Here is a 16395-nt window from a genome sequence, read left to right as displayed (position 1 = left end):
TCTAACGCCAAGCCATCAGAGTAGTTTCCGAAGCTCTGACCTTCGACCTCATGCCCCATAAGCCTAGCTACGACAGTTACAGGTACGTTTGCGTTCTCAAGCTGTGTAGCAAAACCCTTTCTGAGCGAATGAAACACGTAGTCTGGTCCGTATCCGAGTGAGACCTTCAACCGTCCAAACCTCTTACCAATAGCATCAGACCTTGCCCCATACTTATTTAGCGTAAGACCCGGCAACAGATATCCGTCTGTACTGGTATTCACCAACCTTGCGACAGTTTGGGCTATGTGTGGATGTATCGGCACCGTCCTCCAACCCGCTTCTGTTTTGGCATCCACTATCTCAGTCTTATTGCTGTATACGTTCACCAATTTAAGGGAACACAACTCGTGAATACGACAGCCCGTATAGGCCCCCAACTTGATTAGGTCGCAAAGAGTGTCTTCCTCACACGCCCCAATTAAGCGGTGATAATCCCCCACCCTAAACGCTTTCCGCTGAGCCTGTATCGCCGCCTTGGTTCGCTTCTTTGGCTTAGGTGGAAGTACCTTTACGAAAGGGGATGGAAGATTAAGGCCTTTGTTGTTCTCTAGGTAATCCCAATAGACACTCGCTGGCGAGATCATCCGCCGTCTTGTCGCCAAAGACAGCCCCTGCTCCGTACCAAGCACCACATTCACCCACTCCCGAACCTTAGGCTTTGTCGCATCGTGGGCATACTGAAACTGGTTGACGAACAACATCAGGTCTCGCCGCTGCATGTCAGCAGTCTTGGGGGCTACATCCCTTGTCGAGAGAAACTCATCAACATGCTCTCTCAAAAGCAGGGTCTTTCCGTGTGCAACATTCACAGCATCAAGAAGCGTGGTGCCACCGCTACCGTCGTTCTCCTCACCCAGATATTCAGCGATAGCGACACCTTCTTGCACCGCCCGTATCACACCATCGGCTGTGCCTTCTTGATGCTGCCGTTGAAAGTCTTGCCTAACGAGAGCAATAGAAGCCAAGACCTCATCATCGCTGCCAATATCTAACCCTTTGGCAATGTCGACCTGCTTTTTCCACTCAACGATGATCGGCAGGACCTTCCTCTCAGCGACACTCAGAGACTCTGTTTGCAACGAGACCACAAACCTCGGCTTGCCAAAGTGATCCCGTAGCTTTTTGGGGATTTCCATCACCGCATACCACTGTCGTCTTCGCTTCTGAAGATACCTCGGCATTTCGCTTCTCACACGCCATTACCACACACGTTAACCACACACGTCAGGAAAAATTAGTCATTATATATATAATGAAACAAGGGGTGCAAGCGTTCGAGGGTTCGAATCCCTTCATCTCCGCCACTTGCCCCCGCGAAAGCGTTCTCCCGATCCGGCCGCGGCCGGATTTTTCCGTTGTTTTCGAGGGTTATGCACGAGGGGCTGTTCACCGGCCCCGGTGACGGGTAGCCCGGAAGCATTCTCTCGGGGCCGATATTCTCTTGACCTGATGACTGTGCCGTTTTGGTGCAGCGCTTGTAATGCGTTGACCATTAACGGATTTTCCGTGTGTCGAAATTGCACTTCGACGCCGGTCTCATTCAGTCAGATGGACCTGAAATCGGAACTCGTCGCGGCATTGCCTAAGGTGTTGCCCACGTGCGGAGATAGGACGCCCCCACGACCATTTATGGAAACCAGCAAGGGACTGCATCAAGATTACATTTGCCCTGGAAACATCCAGCTGACCGAGGGGACTTTCCCAACCCACTGGATCCTTGAGCAATCGCCTACTGTTTCGATGCTGCCTGCGCATCAGCAGGCAAGTTCAGGCTGGTTCTCTGCACTAGAAGCAGCATTGCATGTTCCATGCGCCTACAAGATATTGCTACAGCCCGCCTTTTCGTGCCATCTTGTCGGAGATTCACACGTCACTCCGCGAGGACTACGCAACCGTATTTTTTCAACCATTCGACCAAACCTTAATGCCTGAAAAGTTTGCAGGGGTTATACGCCAGACTTACTACCTCCGTTCATGCCCGGCATGACAATTAAAACGAACAAGGCAGGGAGAAACGCACACATGTCATTTCGGTATATTGGCTCCAAGGCGCGCATCGTGGAAGCCATCATTGAACATGTTGGTCAACCTGACGGAGGCGTGTTCGTGGATGCCTTCTCCGGAACTGGTGCCGTTGCGCAAGCCGCTTCTCGTGCTGGCTGGAAGGTGCACGTAAATGATCACTTGACGTCGTCGGCCATCATGTCATTCGCGCGGCTAAGTTCTCAAGCAGATATACCGTTTGTGGGTCTTTCCAGCTACCAAAACGCAATTGCAGCTCTTAATGATGCACCGCCCCGTCAGGGCTTTATTTGGGCTCAGTATAGCCCTGCCTCTTCTGATCATTGCGCAGTATCGCGGATGTATTTCACGGAAGAGAACGCGCAGAAGATCGATGGCATAAGGCATCAAATACGCCAATGGCATGAGCAAGGCGTCATTACCCTACATGAGCAGCAAGTTCTTATTGCTGATTTGATGCGCGCTGCAAATCGTATTGCCAATACGGCTGGAACCTACGGATGTTTCTTATCAAAATGGCAAAGACAATCCCTTGATCCTTTAATTGTTGAGCCAGCGAGTTTTCCCAAAAGCGCTCCAAGCGCAACTTTGGGTTCTCAGGACGTGGGTGAGCTACAATGCAAGCCAGAAGACACTGTCTATCTCGATCCGCCGTACACCAAACGTCAGTACGCGGCCTATTATCACATCCTTGAAACCATCGCCCTTGGAGATGAGCCCGAGGTCGAGGGTGTTTGTGGCATTCGGCCATGGCGCGAAAAAGCATCTGATTTTTGCTACAAAGGCAGAGCTGCCAAAGCCATTGAGCGCCTTGTCTCCAACCTTCCGGCGCGACGCATCTTTCTGTCCTACAGCACTGAAGGCCACGTTCCAATCGAGACACTCTCTGATAGCCTAGCATGTATCGGAGACGTCAGCCTTCACGCGCTCCAAAATATCGGTCGTTATCGCCCCAACAAGGCAGCAAGCAAGGCCGCCTCTGATGTTGGCGAACTGCTTTTCTGCATCGAAAAGACCAAACAAGCAAAGCGCGTGGCAGCATGAAACCATCAAGCACAGTTGAAGGTAAGCGCCTTGCCAAGGTTGATGCCTACATCACCAAATGGATCGCACACCATTCGGGAAATGACGATGAGCTGCGTTTCCAGCTGCTGGAAGCTGCATCGTCCCGGCTTGGTGGCTTCGCATTCGAAGGGTTTTGCGCACAATTCGGGATTAAGCCCTTGGTTGCGCCAGAGCGATTGCTCGATGACGCCAAAGGCCTTGTTCAGCTTTTGGATGATACGGGCATCCATCCATCCCTATGTTTAAGTGCGCTTGCGCGTGAGGCGCTAGACCATACCGAACAACGCAACAGCGGCGCATATCACACCGATTTTCGCCTTGCTTTGCATCTTGCCTACAGCGTGGAGACGCACCTCAAAGAAGGGGCCAAGGTTATTGATCCTGCCTGCGGCGCTGGAATACTGCTCACAGCCGTGTCCATTGCTGCTTGCGGGCCGGACCGAATTTTGGCGAGCGAATGGCTCAGGCACTCAGTTTATGCCGCTGATCTATCGCCGATGGCTTTGCGCGGCACGCGGCTTTCACTTGCATCGCTGACAGACGATCTGGACGCTATTTTTGCCATGTACGCACATTGGCGCGCGCAAGATAGCCTGCTTGCCCCAGACGCCGAATGGCTTGGACTAAGCCCCGACGGCTTTGACATTGTGATCGCAAACCCGCCTTGGGAAAAGGTCAAACTTACACGGCACGAATACATCAAAGCGAGCGGAGAAACCCGTGATTACGGCACCAGTTATAGTCTTCAGTCTCTTGCCGGGTACGATGCTGCCAAATCTCAGCGGGCTGCGATGGCCGGTTCCCTCATTGAGCGCTACCCCGTTTTGGCGAAAGGTGAACCTGATCTGTATGTCGCTTTCACTGAGCTTTTATATAAGCTCACACGAACTGGTGGGCACGGCACACTCCTTGTTCCAGCAGGATTGATACGCTCACTCAACACAGAAACACTCAGGCGCGCACTCGTAGAAGGCTGTGAGGATCTCACCTTCACGGTTTTAGAGAACCGGGCTCGGCATTTTGCTATCGACACCAGGTTTAAATTCTTGGTCGTGAATTACCGCCGCCGGACCGTCTCCAGCAAACCGCTGGCGGCCATTAGGGTCGGTCATGGCATCGCCGACAACGACCGCGTTATGGCTGCAGCACCAGTCCGCCTGCCTATCAAAGAACTTGACCGCCTGCGCTCCGATCTCACTGTTCCCGAGGTGCGCTCAGCCGCAGAATGGCGACTATTCAAAAAAATGCAGATGAAGGGATCGCTTCCATCGAAAGCAAATTCGCCATGGTATCCTGAATTTTGCCGCGAAATCGATATGACCCATGGCCGTCGTCACTTCGTCAAGCAACCACAAGATGGATGCTTGCCTGTCATAGAGGGCCGCATGGTGCAGCCGCACCGTTTGGGTTGTAAGGCATATTTCTCGGGTGAAGGACGCAGCGCTGTTTGGCACAACCTCGCTTTGGGCGAGAGCCGGATTGCTCCTCAATTCTGGCTGCCAATGAGCGCGGCTTCGGCACAAGCTACGGAGCGCTCACAGCGCATGCGCGCCGGTTTTTGCGACATTACTGGCCAAACCAACGAGCGCTCCATGATGGCAGCGTTAATCCCGCCGGGCGTTGTTTGTGGAAATAAGGTCCCGACGCTCACCTTCCCCAACGATCCATCTGAAGAACGGCTATTTCTGTGGCTTGCCATTGTAAACTCAATACCCTTCGACTGGCTTCTACGGCGGATTGTAACAACAACAGTGAATTACTTCGTTCTTCGCTCACTGCGCCTGCCAAACATTGACATCAAGTCTCTTCCTGCGCAGCGTCTCATTGGTATTGCACGCAAATTGCAGCAGCTCGATCAGACCGGAAATTCGAACGAAGAAACGCTCTGGCGCATGGGTGAGCTTCGCGCCGAGGCTGATGTTCTGGTCGCAAGAGCCTATAATTGTTCAGAGGACGATTTGCGGCTCATGCTCGACGATTTCCCCTTGTTAGATCGTGGTCAGACAGCTTTGCTAGGCGAGCTTTCCTCCACGATGACCAAAGATTTCTTGCTGTCAACTTGGCTAACAAAAGCCCGTGGAGACGACCAGCATAACGCCGAGCGCGTGAAGTCCGCTCGCCAGCTTGGAGCGATACCTTATGTCAGCTCCGAGTTTGCCAATAGTATCAAAGAAAAGTTCAATGAGGCGGTCAAGTGAGTAGTAGTGCGCAAGCCATTGAGCGGGTCCTTCTTCAAAATATCGAGGATGGCGACCGGCGCAAGTTTATAGCCAAGTCAAACGACGCTGCCAGCGGCGGCGGTGCTCGTGATCTCCGCTTCCGGCCAGAAACAGAGTTTTTTCCATTTTTTCGGCGTATGTTCCCGAACAAAACATTCAAAACACGAAAAGCAAAGGGTGTCGCGTCTCAAATAGAAGTACTGAGCGGCACAGTGATTTGGCAGGAACCGACCGGTGACAAAAGCGCCATGATGGAAATCTGGCCCTCGACCGATGCGCGCCCCAATGAATGCAGAATCGCGCGAATTTCCGAGTTCGCTCTTGATGGGTTGATACAAACAGACCCCAATGGCGGGCGCTCGGTGTTCATGATGTTTCAACAAGCCAATGGGGATATCCGCCTCTATTTCACAACAGAAACCAGCCTGCGCACGCAGAATTGGGACCCTAGAATCAAGAAATTTGCCCAAGATTGGTTTGCAGATGGGTGCAAATCTGCATTCCTCGATTTGATAACCAAAGGGCAGTACCCCCATGGCTGATGCGAACAACATTCTGGCGCTGCTAGAAGCCCGCCGCAACGTATTGCTTGCCGGACCGCCAGGTACGGGGAAGTCTATGCTGCTCAGCGAGGTTGCCAGTCTTTTTGAAGCAAAAGGCAATGCCAGCACGCCCACCTACCAGCCAAACGCACCGGTCCCCATCCCGCCGACACCGACGAGCACACTTCCGGGTAGCATTGGCAAGGCAACCAACCGAAAAGTCTTTCGCTGTGTTCTACACCAGTCCAGCAAATATCGTGATTTCCTGACTGGCATGATGCCCGATGTCAGAAGCGGCAAAGCGCCCGGTTCGTTCAGGATCACAGAAGGCATCCTCTACAAGGCAAGCGAATACGCCAAGCAAAAGGACAGCGCTGCACTGCTTATAATCGATGAAATTAACCGAGGCCCGACCGTTCAGGTCTTCGGCGGAGCCATCGTCGCCATAGAAGCAGACAAACGCCTTGCCGCCGACGGTAAAACAACACCAGCCACGCAGTTCTTTGATATAATTAATCCCGTTGATGGTGATCTGATCGAGTACGCGTTCCCGCCAACACTCTATATCCTCGGGGCTATGAATCAGGCCGACGTCTCGGTTGAGCCACTTGACGTCGCTTTTCTGAGGCGTTGGGCTCCGGTTAATCTGGAGCCTTCTTCCTCTGTGCTGCGCGCGCATTTTGGTGCCGCCTCTAGCCCCGTATCAACATTACCGCCGACGCCTGGCTCCGCAGGCGACGTGATAGAGGCAGCAATTCAGGCATTTGATGCCGTAAATACCAGGATTGCGCTTGGCCGTGGCCCGGAATTCAGGATTGGTCATGGCGTTCTGATGGGCAATAGTGCCAAGCTTTCAAGCGTATCCGAAGCCCTTCAGCATTTTCAGGCCGCTTGGGGGACAATCAAGAACCACATAGATGAATCATTTTTCGGGGATGTGCGCGGCACCGCAATCATCCTGAATGCAGACCGGGGCATTGCTGGAAACCCATATGTCCTTGAGGAAACATCCTTTGGCGATGCCCCCCGCGCAATGATAAACGGCCCTTTGAGTGTGGAAGCCTCAAAGCTCTACGATCTGTTCGTTTCCCTGTCACAAAAGGCTGTCTGAGTGTTATGCGCCCGTGGCAGCGCTTCACAGCAATCGAATACGCCAAGCCATCCGCATTGCATGAAGAAATCGCACGACGTAGCAACGTTTCTGTTGCCACAGCGCGCGAGCTTTTGCTCCGAGCTGGAGATCGCGTTCGGGGCACGCTCGGGCTGGAAAGCGTTCCACTGTCTTTCAATGCCGACCGCCTCCAGTTTCAAAACGTGGCAGGCCTGCTTGTCTTAGCCTCAGGTATAGAACTTGAAATTGCTCCGAAATTTCTTGGCAGCGCGCCCGGATGGCGCGAGGATTTCTTTTTGTTGGCCATGCTTTCCCACCATGGCCGACTACTCGATAATGAAGGTCTCAGATCATCTGCGCAGGCGAATTCTGATCTAGCCTCCTTGATCGGTCGCTCGCTTATAGAGATGTACTGGAAAAACCAGCGCCGACCTTTGCGCACCTATCGACGTTTGCACCACGAAGATTTTGCACTCGAAGGAGATTTCGATCCGGAGGATTTATCGGTGCCATCGGAAGAGGGCTTCCCACAATCCGTGACGTCGTTCACACGGGAGAACCCTTACAACGCGATCATCAGGGCCGCAGCAGCTGGACTAGCGCCGGTCGTGCCCGAAGTTGAAACACGGTTGCGCCTTGAGCGTCTTGCACAACATCTACCCCATCAGCCAAGACCGTCCCGTCTTCAGGATCGAAGACTGCCGAGCCGCTCTAAAGCTTGGCAGCCTACATTCGATCTTTCGCTCGATATTTTGCGTGGTTTGGGAGGCGCTTATGATCCGAAAAACGCGCTTGCTCCAGGCTATATTATGCAAACGTGGCAAGTTTGGGAGCAACTGATTTCATTATCTTTACGCAATGCCTTTTCACCCAAAAACGTCCAACTCCAATCGTCAAACAAGCTGGGAACCAGAACGCAAGATGGGGTTATCAGAGCTCTAAACGTTTTTCCTGATGCTATCGTGTCCATAGTCGGTACGGCTGGAGACCGCCGGATCATCGTAGATGCTAAATACAAAGGACATGCGGATCGCTCATCCAAGTCGATCTCGAATGCAGACATCTATGAATCGCTTGCTTTTGCGCGTGCGACGGGAATTTCCGAGGTCGCTCTTGTGTATCCAAGGCCAGTGGAAGGGGCTTTATCCTCAAGTGACGAGGTTGGGTACGCCGCAGAATTTGCCCGAGCCGTTGCAGACGGCGTTCAAATCCGAGCCATCGAGCTCGGTGTTTGTGGCATTTCAGGCCGCCGTGGTTTGGGGCGCTTCTCTGAAGCGCTTGCAAAGATTCTTTAGTTTTTCGACTCACCCCTTAGATGTCTTCAGGGCTACCGCAAGAAAGAGCCTGTAGTCTCCAGCCCTGAAGCCATTCCATACCGGCATCACTATCCTTGTGCTCTAGAGCGCAGCCATGGCTGCGCCACCCATTCCACTGGAAACGGCGCCAGAAAGTCTGCCAGCTTCGCGTCTGGCGGTTGCTGCGCTTCGACGATTGCCTCGACGATGTCTGGCGCGAGCAGCGTCAACCGCATGACGCGCGTCATGTAGGACGGTGCAATCCCCTCGCGCTCCGCCAGTTCGGCAATGGTGGCGAAGTCGCCCGACTCAAGCAGCTGCTTCCAGCGAAACGCCCGCGCCAGTGCCTTGACCAAAGTGTTGTCCATCTTGCGTTGGCTTGATGCCCCATCCGGCAGCTGCATTTCCTTTCGCCCGCCGCGCTTTACGACGCGGAACGGGACGTAGAGTGTCACGGTTTCGGGGATCGGTGCGCCGCGTTTCATGCGGCCGCCTCGATGCCGCCTGTAAGCATCTCGCGCGCGAGGCCATTGAGGCCGTCGACGCGTAGCCGGACCTGTAGCCCGTCCGTGCCGATGTCGGCGCGCTCGATCAGCAGCGCCGCAATGCGTGCCTGCTCGGCAGGAAAGAGCTCGTCCCAGAGCGGATCAAGACGGGTCAGTGCGTCACGGGCATCGGCCTCGGTGATCTCGCCGTCTTTTGCGCGTGCCGCTTTCCAAGTGCCCGCTACGATTTCGGGTTGGCGGAACACGGTGCGCAGTTGATCGATAACGGCTGCTTCTATCTCGCCAGCGGGAACACGGCCGATCTCGCAGGTTCCGGCACCGTGTTTCAGAATGGTCTGGCTGACATAGTAGCGATAGAGTTTGCCGCCCTTGCGCGTGTGGGTCGGGGAGAAGGCTGCGCCGTCCGGCCCATACAGAAGCCCTTTGAGAAGCGCGGGCGTATCGGCGCGGGTGCGGGCCGCTCGCTTGCGGGGACTCTCCTGCAGAATGGCGTGGACGCGGTCCCACGTCTCGCGGTCGATGATCGCGTCGTGCTCGCCGGGGTAGCTCTCGCCCTTGTGCACCGCCTCGCCGATGTAGGCGCGGTTGTTGAGCATCCGATAGAGGTACTTCTTGTCGATCCGGTTGCCGCGCGGCGTCCGGATGCCGCGCGTACCGACCTCTCGCGCCAGTTCCGTGCAGGACCCAATCTCGAGGAAGCGTTCAAAGATCCAGCAGACGTGCGCGGCGGCTTCTTCGTCGATCACCAGCTTCCTGTTCTCGACGCAGTAGCCGTAGGGTGGCACCCCGCCCATCCACATGCCCTTTTTCCGGCTGGCGGCGACCTTGTCGCGGATGCGCTCGGCGGTCACCTCGCGTTCGAACTGGGCGAACGAGAGCAGGATGTTCAGCGTCAGCCGGCCCATGGAGGTGGTCGTGTTGAAAGACTGCGTTACCGAGACGAAGGTCACATGGTTGCGGTCGAACACCTCGACGAGCTTGGCGAAGTCGGCGAGCGAGCGGCTGAGGCGGTCGATCTTGTAGACCACGACCACGTCGACCAGCCCGTCCTCGATATCCTCCAGCAGCCGCTTCAGGCCGGGCCGGTCGAGCGTCCCGCCGGAAATGCCACCGTCGTCATATTGGTCGCGGACCAGCACCCAGCCCTCGGAACGCTGGCTGGCAATATAGGCCTCGCAGGCTTCACGCTGGGCGTGGAGCGAGTTGAACTCCTGCTCCAGCCCTTCCTCGGAGGATTTCCGGGTGTAGACAGCGCAACGCAGCTTCCTGACGATTGGTTTGGTCATGCGCCCCTCCGGTGGTTTTTCAGGCCAAAGAACACCCAACCGTTCCAGCGCGTGCCGGTGATCGCGCGGGCAATGGCCGACAGCGATTTGTAAGGGCGGCCCTGCCAGTCGAAACCGTCGGCGGTGACGGTGACGACATGCTCGACGCCCTGCCATTCGCGGATCAACCTCGTCCCGACGATGGGTGTCAGATCGGCGCGGATGCGGCTCTTTTTGCGATCACCGCCATCGAGTTGTTCGCCAAGGGCCTCCAGCCTTTTCACTGTTTCCGGCTTCAGGCCGCCATAGGCCAGCTCCTGGATACGGTACGCCAGTCGGCTTTCGAGATAGCGGCGATTGAACGGCGGCGGATCGCTGTCGAACAACTCACGCCATTGTTTCTTCAAGTCTGGCGTCGATGTCGTTTTGAGCGCGGCCAAGCGGGCGGGAATAGGATCTTGTTTGGTCATGCATTTCTCCGATGAGTTGGAGTTGCATGACGCCATTCGTCGGCCGGATAGTGTAGGCTACTTTCTCCAATTTTGTCAGATACTTCCGCCCGATCACGCATCCGCAAACGAACCAACCCGAGAGCCAGCAGGCCGCATAGCTCGGCGCGGCGTTCTGTGGGCGTCATCTGGTCGGGTGGCAGAGGGTTGGGTCGTTTCATGTTGCTTGCAACCTTGATTGATGGTTTCGTTTCCTATCAAAAGCCATCCCGAAGCCCCTTTTGGGACATGCCGTACCCTGAGCTTAGCAATGAGTGCGAACAAGTAGTGAACATACCCTATTGCGAAAGAAAGCTTCGTCAACGATGATCAAAGGCTAAAGCTGGAAGAGAGCAAGCAATCGTTGAGGTAATTTTATGGCGCGCAAATCAATTTCGATTGGTCCAGATATTCTTGCATTGATCGAAGATGCACGCATTGACCTTGCCAGAGCGGCCCTTGCCCTCCGAGAGGGTGACAATGAGCCTGATTTCGCCCTGCCGGATGCCCCTTCTGATCTGACCGATGACGAGGTCGCCGAAGCGTTTCGGCTGGATCTGACACAAACCTTGTCAAAATTTGATCACGATGAACTGCGACCGGCAGAGCAGCGATCACGTAGAATGCGGGCCCTCGCATCGGGAAAGGGCGTGGCCTCTCTCAAGACGATTATCAAGCAGCAACTCAATTATGCGCAGTCGCAGGAGTTCGACCGCCAGCCAGACCAGCTCTGCCGAAGCATCTGGACCTACCTTAATGCACGCGAAACGTTCGAGGACGCGGAAAGCTTTCATTTTGCTCGACAATTTCGTGACCACGGAAAACTTTATGACGCCTTCGAAGTCGAGCTTGAAAATCATTCGGCCCTCGATGCATGGGCCATCGACGAGGTGGCAATGGCATTCAAGATCAAGGAGTTGCTTGAACTGAAGCCCGAGATTTCCTGCACTGTGAAGGCGCTCGATCTGCCGGCAACAGAAACACACCCCGCGTCCATCATGCTGATCGTCCGGCATGGCGGGCCGCTGTCGAGCGTTTTTGACCATCGACGCGACGGACTCAGGGGAACAATCTATTATCGCCCTCCAAACGAGGCGACGCTCATTTACACGCCGTCAATCCGCCAGATTGAAGTCTGCGCAGACAGCCCCGTTGTGCGCCAGACGGTCTGCGACTCGTTCGCCGAAGTTGCCCTCGCCCACGACATCTCTCAAAAACCATTGACCTGGAAACGCTACAATCTTGCGCGGTTTCGTACCTCGCTTCGTCTTCAGCCGCCAGAAATCGATAGCTATGAATTTGCCTTTGCCCGCGTCGTGGAGGCCGAAATCCGGCTAGGGATCTGGCGGCGCAAGCTGCAACTGAAAGTCGCCGTCGATGACGATATTGAAGAGGTGGCGGACCAATATCTCGGGGCCAGAAACATATTCCGCCGTGCCGAAGCCTTCAGTCGGATTGCCATTGCTGTCGTCTACAACCGGGTCGGCGATGATAAGGTGCGGACGCTCAATCTCACGATCTCCGGCACCAAGAGTTGTAACCTGCAAAGCAAGACGGACCCCGAAGAACGGGCCCTCGGATTTGCACTTTTGAAAGAATGGGGGATTCTTAGCGCTTTCCGGCAGATCGCTCCCGATGACCTTCAGACAATTTTCCCCCAATTGGTGCAACTCCATGACCGTGTTGAAGATGAGGTCAGCGGTGGATATTTGCTGGAACTTGGGCTCGACGCCAGTCGCCTGATCGAGGGCGGGCTGCTTGAGCGCCGCGACCGTCAGGATGTCGTCCTGATCGATGACGACGATATCGACGGGGAAGGCACCGTGAAACCGTCAGCAACAGAGGGCATGGTCAACACTATGGGTCCGTTCGGCGAGGACACAGGCAGGCGACCATCATCAGATATCGAGATGTTCGCGATTAACGGCCAATGGCTTCACGAGACCCTTCATCGGCTGATAAAACCGCTCTTGAGCAAGCGAACAGCCCAGATCCTCGACCCGGACCTGACCTTGCTCGGCGCAATGCAGGTGGATGGTGTCGAGGTGCCCGTCTATTTTGCCCGGCGCCTGAATGACCCGAAAACTGCCCAAAGGCTGGACCTGGCCTTGCGTGCGCGGAACACAGCTGGCGTTGGCATCATTCTCGCGGCGAGTGAGGGAATGCCATCGCATCTCGGCTCCAACGTGGTTGTGCCACTTCTATCTCATCTGGCATCGGCGAACGAGGAGATCTTGTTCGCCCGCGACGGCATCGAACTGGCATTTCGCAACAACCTTTCGCTCGCACGCGGGGGCGTGTCACCGCGGGTTGTCCGGACAGGTGCGCAGTCTGGCACCCTGTTCATTCCGGGCAAGGAGCCGCTGCACCTCACCGGGAACGATCAACTTACAATCTTCGAACGCCTTGTTGTCGCCGCCGGGAAAGGCAGTCCCGATATTCAGGTCAAAGCGCTGATGGAAGGCTTCGAATCCAGAAGCCCCCAACAAACGTTCCGGAAGAATACATGGGACAGCATTCGGAACGTCTATATCGGCAAGGGTGCCAAGAATGGTTACTGGCGCCTATTGCTCGCCGGGCAACCGACCGAAGAGGTCTCAGATGCCCTGGTCGAAAGGCCCGTCTAACGTCAGTCTAACATGCGCCGGGAGACGGTCTAACAAACCACTGATTATTGGAAAGGCTCACTCAGTCAGAGGAGCATTCCAATGCCGACAATCACACGCACACGTTCGACTTCCCAAACGAGCCGCACTGGCGCCGCGGATACCGCCCCGAACTTTTCCAATCCTGAATGGCGCTGCACGCGCTGTGAAAAGCTGCTCGGCGTCTGCCGGGACGGCCGCATGCACCTGCGTTTTGCACGGGGCCACGAGTATTTCGTCGGCTTTCCGGTCGTGGCCACCTGTCGGGGCTGCGGCACGCTGAACCAGGCGCAATCACCTGCGGGCTAAGGCGCGCATTTCTTCACCATTTTCCTGAAATCGCAGAGACGCATGACGTCCTGACCTGGCTTTGAGAAGGCGCTGGACGCCTGGCCGCAAGGCAGGCGTCCAATGTCTATTTCGTGGCACGAGATCCGTGATCACCTCATGCATTCTTCATCTACTCTTAACTTTCAACGCAACTTCGATGCAATTCGACGCAGCAGCGGGTCGATCGGTAGCTTCAGTGATCCGGCCGCATTGCTGGACGCGTTGCACGTCGGTGGCCGTGCGCCGGACCAGAAAAACCGGTTGTTGGTCGCGCTGGTCGGGGTTGCGCAATCTGGTGGCGAGACCGCCGATTGCGCCCTGACATTGCTGCTGCTGGGACTCTGGCCTGGGCTTGATGCCATCCGCCGCCGATCAATCCGGCGTAGGATCGGATGCCCCGATGAGGTCGCGTCCGACATTCTGGCGCGCACCACCGAGGCAGTCCGCGGGCTCGATCTGGTTCGCGTCAACTGGATTGCGGCCACAGTGCTGCGCAACGTCGAGCGCGACATGATCCGCGTCCGGCAGCGTGATCTGGCGCGGGAAAGCCTCAGCTGCGTCATCGAGCCCGACGACGTTCCAGCTGAACATGGGGGGTGTTGGCCCACGGCCGAAGACGCACATTTCGGTGACGATCTGCACAAGCTGATTGGAACGGACGCAGCTTTGGTGATCCGTGTGGCCATCGACGGTTTCACACAAGCCGAAGCGGCGGCGGATCTGGGCATCCCGATGGAGGCGGCACGCAAGCGCTACCAGCGCGCCCTCCTGCGCATTCGCGAAGCTTTTCAGAAAAATGTTTGAACCCTTGTCCCATACCCGCGCCGCAGGCGGCTTTTTATCAGTAATCGGCCCGGAAGCGGGCATCTCCACCGAAAAGGACGAGCCATGCAAGATGACAATCACACAACTGAATTGGTCCGTGTACCCGGGCTCTACCGCTCTTGGGAATTGCCGCAGGTGCTTAGGCTTCATGAAGCGTTTCAGATTGAATCTGCTGGTGCGCATGAGGACGAGACACCGCTACTGGCGATCTACTCATCAGACCAGAACCAGTTTGAACGGGTTCTTGCAGAGCTTTGGTCTCCCAGTCCTGCCGATCGCCCATACCCCCTCGGGACAGTTTCGGAATCCCGAGAGCAGAAGCAAGCGAGGAGACCAGCAACATGACCACAGCAACCATCACCACAATCCAACCGAAAGGTTCGCTTACGGAAATCCAGTTTTGCGCTTGGGTGGCACAAGCCATGCCCGGCGATCGATTGGAATACCATCGCGGGTTTCTGGTGATCGATACTTTCCCGGGGCTTTCCAAGCTTGGAGACAACGAGCGAAACGAACTGCGCCTGTTGGGATCACGGGCGTTTTGGACGGAGTCCCAAGGCCTCGTCCATCTCGTCCAGGAACGATTGGCGGCGGACTGCTTTGCTTACCTTGCCATCGCGCGGCCCAAGCTCCTGTCCGGTCGGCCCGCAACCCATGTGCAGCTGCTGTCAGCTGCCTGATGCCATTCACCCCGAAAGGAGACCTAATGACTTACCCTGAAAACACCCCGAGCGTGAACGACATGCTGAACATGCCCACCGGCGAGCTAGCGCAGATGCCGGTCGAATTACTGGCGGGCTTGCAGGCTGAACTGGCGCACGCAACCACGCAGCTGAAGGCCGCCACGGCGCGGTTCAGCACCGCTCTGGATGTGCGCTACGCCACCCGCGCCGCTGAGGCCCGCCGCGCCTGCGCCAAAGACACCGGAACAGTTCGACTGGCCGATGGCGATTACACCGTGGTGGCTGATCTGCCCAAGCGCGTCGACTGGGATCAGGCAAAACTGGCGCAGATTGCAGCCAACATCGCCGATAGTGGCGAGAACGCGGCTGAGTTCATCGACACCAAGCTGACCGTCTCGGAGCGCAAATACGGTGCGCTGCCGGAAGCCTGGCGGAAGGGGTTTGAGCCCGCCCGTACGGTGAAGGTGGGCACGCTGAAGGTCTCCCTTATTAAGGGAGACGCGGCATGACCCTCCGCATTCTCTCAGCCGATGAACGTCTCGCCGAGGCAAAGGGCAAAACCACTCTTGCAATATTCGGTCAAAGTGGTGGCGGCAAAACAACCTTACTGACCACCATGCCAGAGGACAGGACTGTCTGCCTCGACTTTGAGGCGGGTCTCAAGTCAGTCCAGAATTGGCGCGGCGACAGCTTGCCTATCCGCCGCTTCGCTGATGCCGTGGATATTGCGTGCCTGATTGGTGGTGCCAACCCGGCAGCGCAGCCTGATGAGCATTTCTCAGAGGCCCATTACAACCATTTGCGTGGGCAACATCCCGAGTTGGCTGCACGGCTCGACGCAAAGAGCATCGTGTTTGTCGATAGCATCACCGATCTGACGCGACAGGCTATGGCCTGGGCCAAGACCCGGCCCGAGGCGCTGTCGGAACGGACTGGCAAGCCAGACACCCGCGGCGCTTATGGACTGCTGGCGCGCGAGGTCATTGGCTTGCTGAAGCATCTTCAACACGCGCCGGGGAAAACGGTGATCTTTGTTGGCATCCTCGAGAAGGTCGTCGACGACATGAACCGGGTGACGTTCCAGCCTCAGATGGAAGGCGGCAAGGTGGCACGAGAGCTGCCCGGCATCGTCGATCAGGTGATGACGCTCGGCCTCTTCAGCCCCGACACCGGCCCGGACGGCACCACCACATGGCGCCACGATCCCGACAAGGGGGAAGTCCGGCGTCTCGTGTGTCGTTCTGGCAATCCTTGGGGCCTGCCGGCCAAGGACCGCTCAGGCCGTCTCGACCTGAGCGAGCCCGCCGACCTCGGCGCGCTGCTCACCAAAATCAACCACATCCAGAAAGGATAATCC

Annotated in this window: 14 protein-coding genes; 10 read left to right on the top strand and 4 right to left on the bottom strand. The window is 56.2% G+C overall.

From position 1 onward, the window contains the following. The coding region (locus PM04_RS17515; RefSeq protein ID WP_161785921.1) for a tyrosine-type recombinase/integrase at positions 1–1178 on the bottom strand (1178 nt) is incomplete at its 3' end. A gap of 886 nt (positions 1179–2064) precedes the next feature. Between PM04_RS17515 and PM04_RS16040 the strand changes: the two genes are divergently transcribed. Genes PM04_RS16040 through PM04_RS16020 form a run of 5 tightly spaced genes read left to right on the top strand, consistent with a single transcriptional unit; the run spans position 2065 to position 8296 of the window. Then, positions 2065–3108 carry a DNA adenine methylase gene (locus PM04_RS16040; protein WP_038008730.1) on the top strand — a complete coding sequence of 348 codons (1044 nt, stop codon included), beginning with the start codon at positions 2065–2067 and terminating at the stop codon, positions 3106–3108. Beyond that, complete coding sequence (locus PM04_RS16035; protein ID WP_038008727.1) at positions 3105–5327, top strand: N-6 DNA methylase; 2223 nt, start codon at positions 3105–3107, stop codon at positions 5325–5327. Before PM04_RS16040 ends, PM04_RS16035 begins: the two co-directional genes overlap by 4 nt. Next, positions 5324–5890 (top strand): hypothetical protein, encoded by a 567-nt coding sequence (locus PM04_RS17510; RefSeq protein WP_052077321.1) that lies wholly within the window; start codon positions 5324–5326, stop codon positions 5888–5890. The genes PM04_RS16035 and PM04_RS17510 overlap by 4 nt, the downstream gene beginning before the upstream one ends. Next, on the top strand, positions 5883–7001 hold the full coding sequence (locus PM04_RS16025) for an AAA family ATPase (RefSeq protein ID WP_052077320.1): 1119 nt from the start codon (positions 5883–5885) through the stop codon (positions 6999–7001). Before PM04_RS17510 ends, PM04_RS16025 begins: the two co-directional genes overlap by 8 nt. Positions 7002–7006: 5 nt before the next feature. Continuing rightward, positions 7007–8296: a hypothetical protein gene (locus PM04_RS16020; RefSeq protein ID WP_052077319.1), complete on the top strand. Its 1290-nt coding sequence runs from the start codon at positions 7007–7009 to the stop codon at positions 8294–8296. Positions 8297–8385: 89 nt separating this feature from the next. On the opposite strand, the gene PM04_RS16015 is transcribed toward PM04_RS16020, so the two are convergent. The 3 genes from PM04_RS16015 to PM04_RS16005 are packed head-to-tail and all read right to left on the bottom strand — an operon-like array spanning position 8386 to position 10537. Then, a complete protein-coding gene (locus PM04_RS16015; RefSeq protein ID WP_038008726.1) occupies positions 8386–8781 on the bottom strand; it encodes a hypothetical protein in 396 nt (131 codons plus the stop codon). Continuing rightward, positions 8778–10088 carry a recombinase family protein gene (locus PM04_RS16010; RefSeq protein WP_038008724.1) on the bottom strand — a complete coding sequence of 437 codons (1311 nt, stop codon included), beginning with the start codon at positions 10086–10088 and terminating at the stop codon, positions 8778–8780. Before PM04_RS16010 ends, PM04_RS16015 begins: the two co-directional genes overlap by 4 nt. Beyond that, positions 10085–10537 carry a DUF2924 domain-containing protein gene (locus PM04_RS16005; protein WP_038008722.1) on the bottom strand — a complete coding sequence of 151 codons (453 nt, stop codon included), beginning with the start codon at positions 10535–10537 and terminating at the stop codon, positions 10085–10087. The genes PM04_RS16010 and PM04_RS16005 overlap by 4 nt, the downstream gene beginning before the upstream one ends. Before the next feature lie 395 nt (positions 10538–10932). Between PM04_RS16005 and PM04_RS16000 the strand changes: the two genes are divergently transcribed. From PM04_RS16000 to PM04_RS15975, 5 genes are all read left to right on the top strand, one after another. Continuing rightward, a complete protein-coding gene (locus tag PM04_RS16000; protein ID WP_038008720.1) occupies positions 10933–13182 on the top strand; it encodes a hypothetical protein in 2250 nt (749 codons plus the stop codon). 465 nt (positions 13183–13647) lie between these two features. Further along, positions 13648–14334 (top strand): RNA polymerase sigma factor, encoded by a 687-nt coding sequence (locus PM04_RS15990; protein ID WP_235281464.1) that lies wholly within the window; start codon positions 13648–13650, stop codon positions 14332–14334. A gap of 362 nt (positions 14335–14696) precedes the next feature. After that, positions 14697–15035 carry a hypothetical protein gene (locus tag PM04_RS15985; RefSeq protein WP_052077318.1) on the top strand — a complete coding sequence of 113 codons (339 nt, stop codon included), beginning with the start codon at positions 14697–14699 and terminating at the stop codon, positions 15033–15035. A 26-nt stretch (positions 15036–15061) separates the two neighbouring features. Continuing rightward, positions 15062–15547 (top strand): hypothetical protein, encoded by a 486-nt coding sequence (locus tag PM04_RS15980; RefSeq protein ID WP_038008714.1) that lies wholly within the window; start codon positions 15062–15064, stop codon positions 15545–15547. After that, positions 15544–16392, top strand: a complete 849-nt coding sequence (locus PM04_RS15975; RefSeq protein ID WP_038008712.1) for an ATP-binding protein — start codon at positions 15544–15546, stop codon at positions 16390–16392. The genes PM04_RS15980 and PM04_RS15975 overlap by 4 nt, the downstream gene beginning before the upstream one ends. Positions 16393–16395: the final 3 nt, after the last annotated feature.

It is taken from the genome of Thalassobacter sp. 16PALIMAR09 (genome assembly GCF_000765485.1).
Classification (GTDB): Bacteria; Pseudomonadota; Alphaproteobacteria; order Rhodobacterales; family Rhodobacteraceae; genus Thalassobacter; species Thalassobacter stenotrophicus.
Note: the sequence above shows the minus strand (reverse complement) of the source record. Positions and strands in the feature narration are given on the sequence as shown.

Bases quoted from the DNA above. Each gene is read 5' to 3' on its own strand.
- PM04_RS16010 (WP_038008724.1), bottom strand. From the start codon at position 10,088: ATGACCAAACCAATCGTCAGGAAGCTGCGTTGCGCTGTCTACACCCGG.
- PM04_RS16025 (WP_052077320.1), top strand. From the start codon at position 5,883: ATGGCTGATGCGAACAACATTCTGGCGCTGCTAGAAGCCCGCCGCAAC.
- PM04_RS16035 (WP_038008727.1), top strand. From the start codon at position 3,105: ATGAAACCATCAAGCACAGTTGAAGGTAAGCGCCTTGCCAAGGTTGAT.
- PM04_RS16040 (WP_038008730.1), top strand. From the start codon at position 2,065: ATGTCATTTCGGTATATTGGCTCCAAGGCGCGCATCGTGGAAGCCATC.
- PM04_RS15975 (WP_038008712.1), top strand. From the start codon at position 15,544: ATGACCCTCCGCATTCTCTCAGCCGATGAACGTCTCGCCGAGGCAAAG.
- PM04_RS15990 (WP_235281464.1), top strand. From the start codon at position 13,648: ATGCATTCTTCATCTACTCTTAACTTTCAACGCAACTTCGATGCAATT.
- PM04_RS15980 (WP_038008714.1), top strand. From the start codon at position 15,062: ATGACTTACCCTGAAAACACCCCGAGCGTGAACGACATGCTGAACATG.
- PM04_RS16020 (WP_052077319.1), top strand. From the start codon at position 7,007: ATGCGCCCGTGGCAGCGCTTCACAGCAATCGAATACGCCAAGCCATCC.
- PM04_RS16000 (WP_038008720.1), top strand. From the start codon at position 10,933: ATGGCGCGCAAATCAATTTCGATTGGTCCAGATATTCTTGCATTGATC.
- PM04_RS16015 (WP_038008726.1), bottom strand. From the start codon at position 8,781: ATGAAACGCGGCGCACCGATCCCCGAAACCGTGACACTCTACGTCCCG.
- PM04_RS16005 (WP_038008722.1), bottom strand. From the start codon at position 10,537: ATGACCAAACAAGATCCTATTCCCGCCCGCTTGGCCGCGCTCAAAACG.
- PM04_RS15985 (WP_052077318.1), top strand. From the start codon at position 14,697: ATGACCACAGCAACCATCACCACAATCCAACCGAAAGGTTCGCTTACG.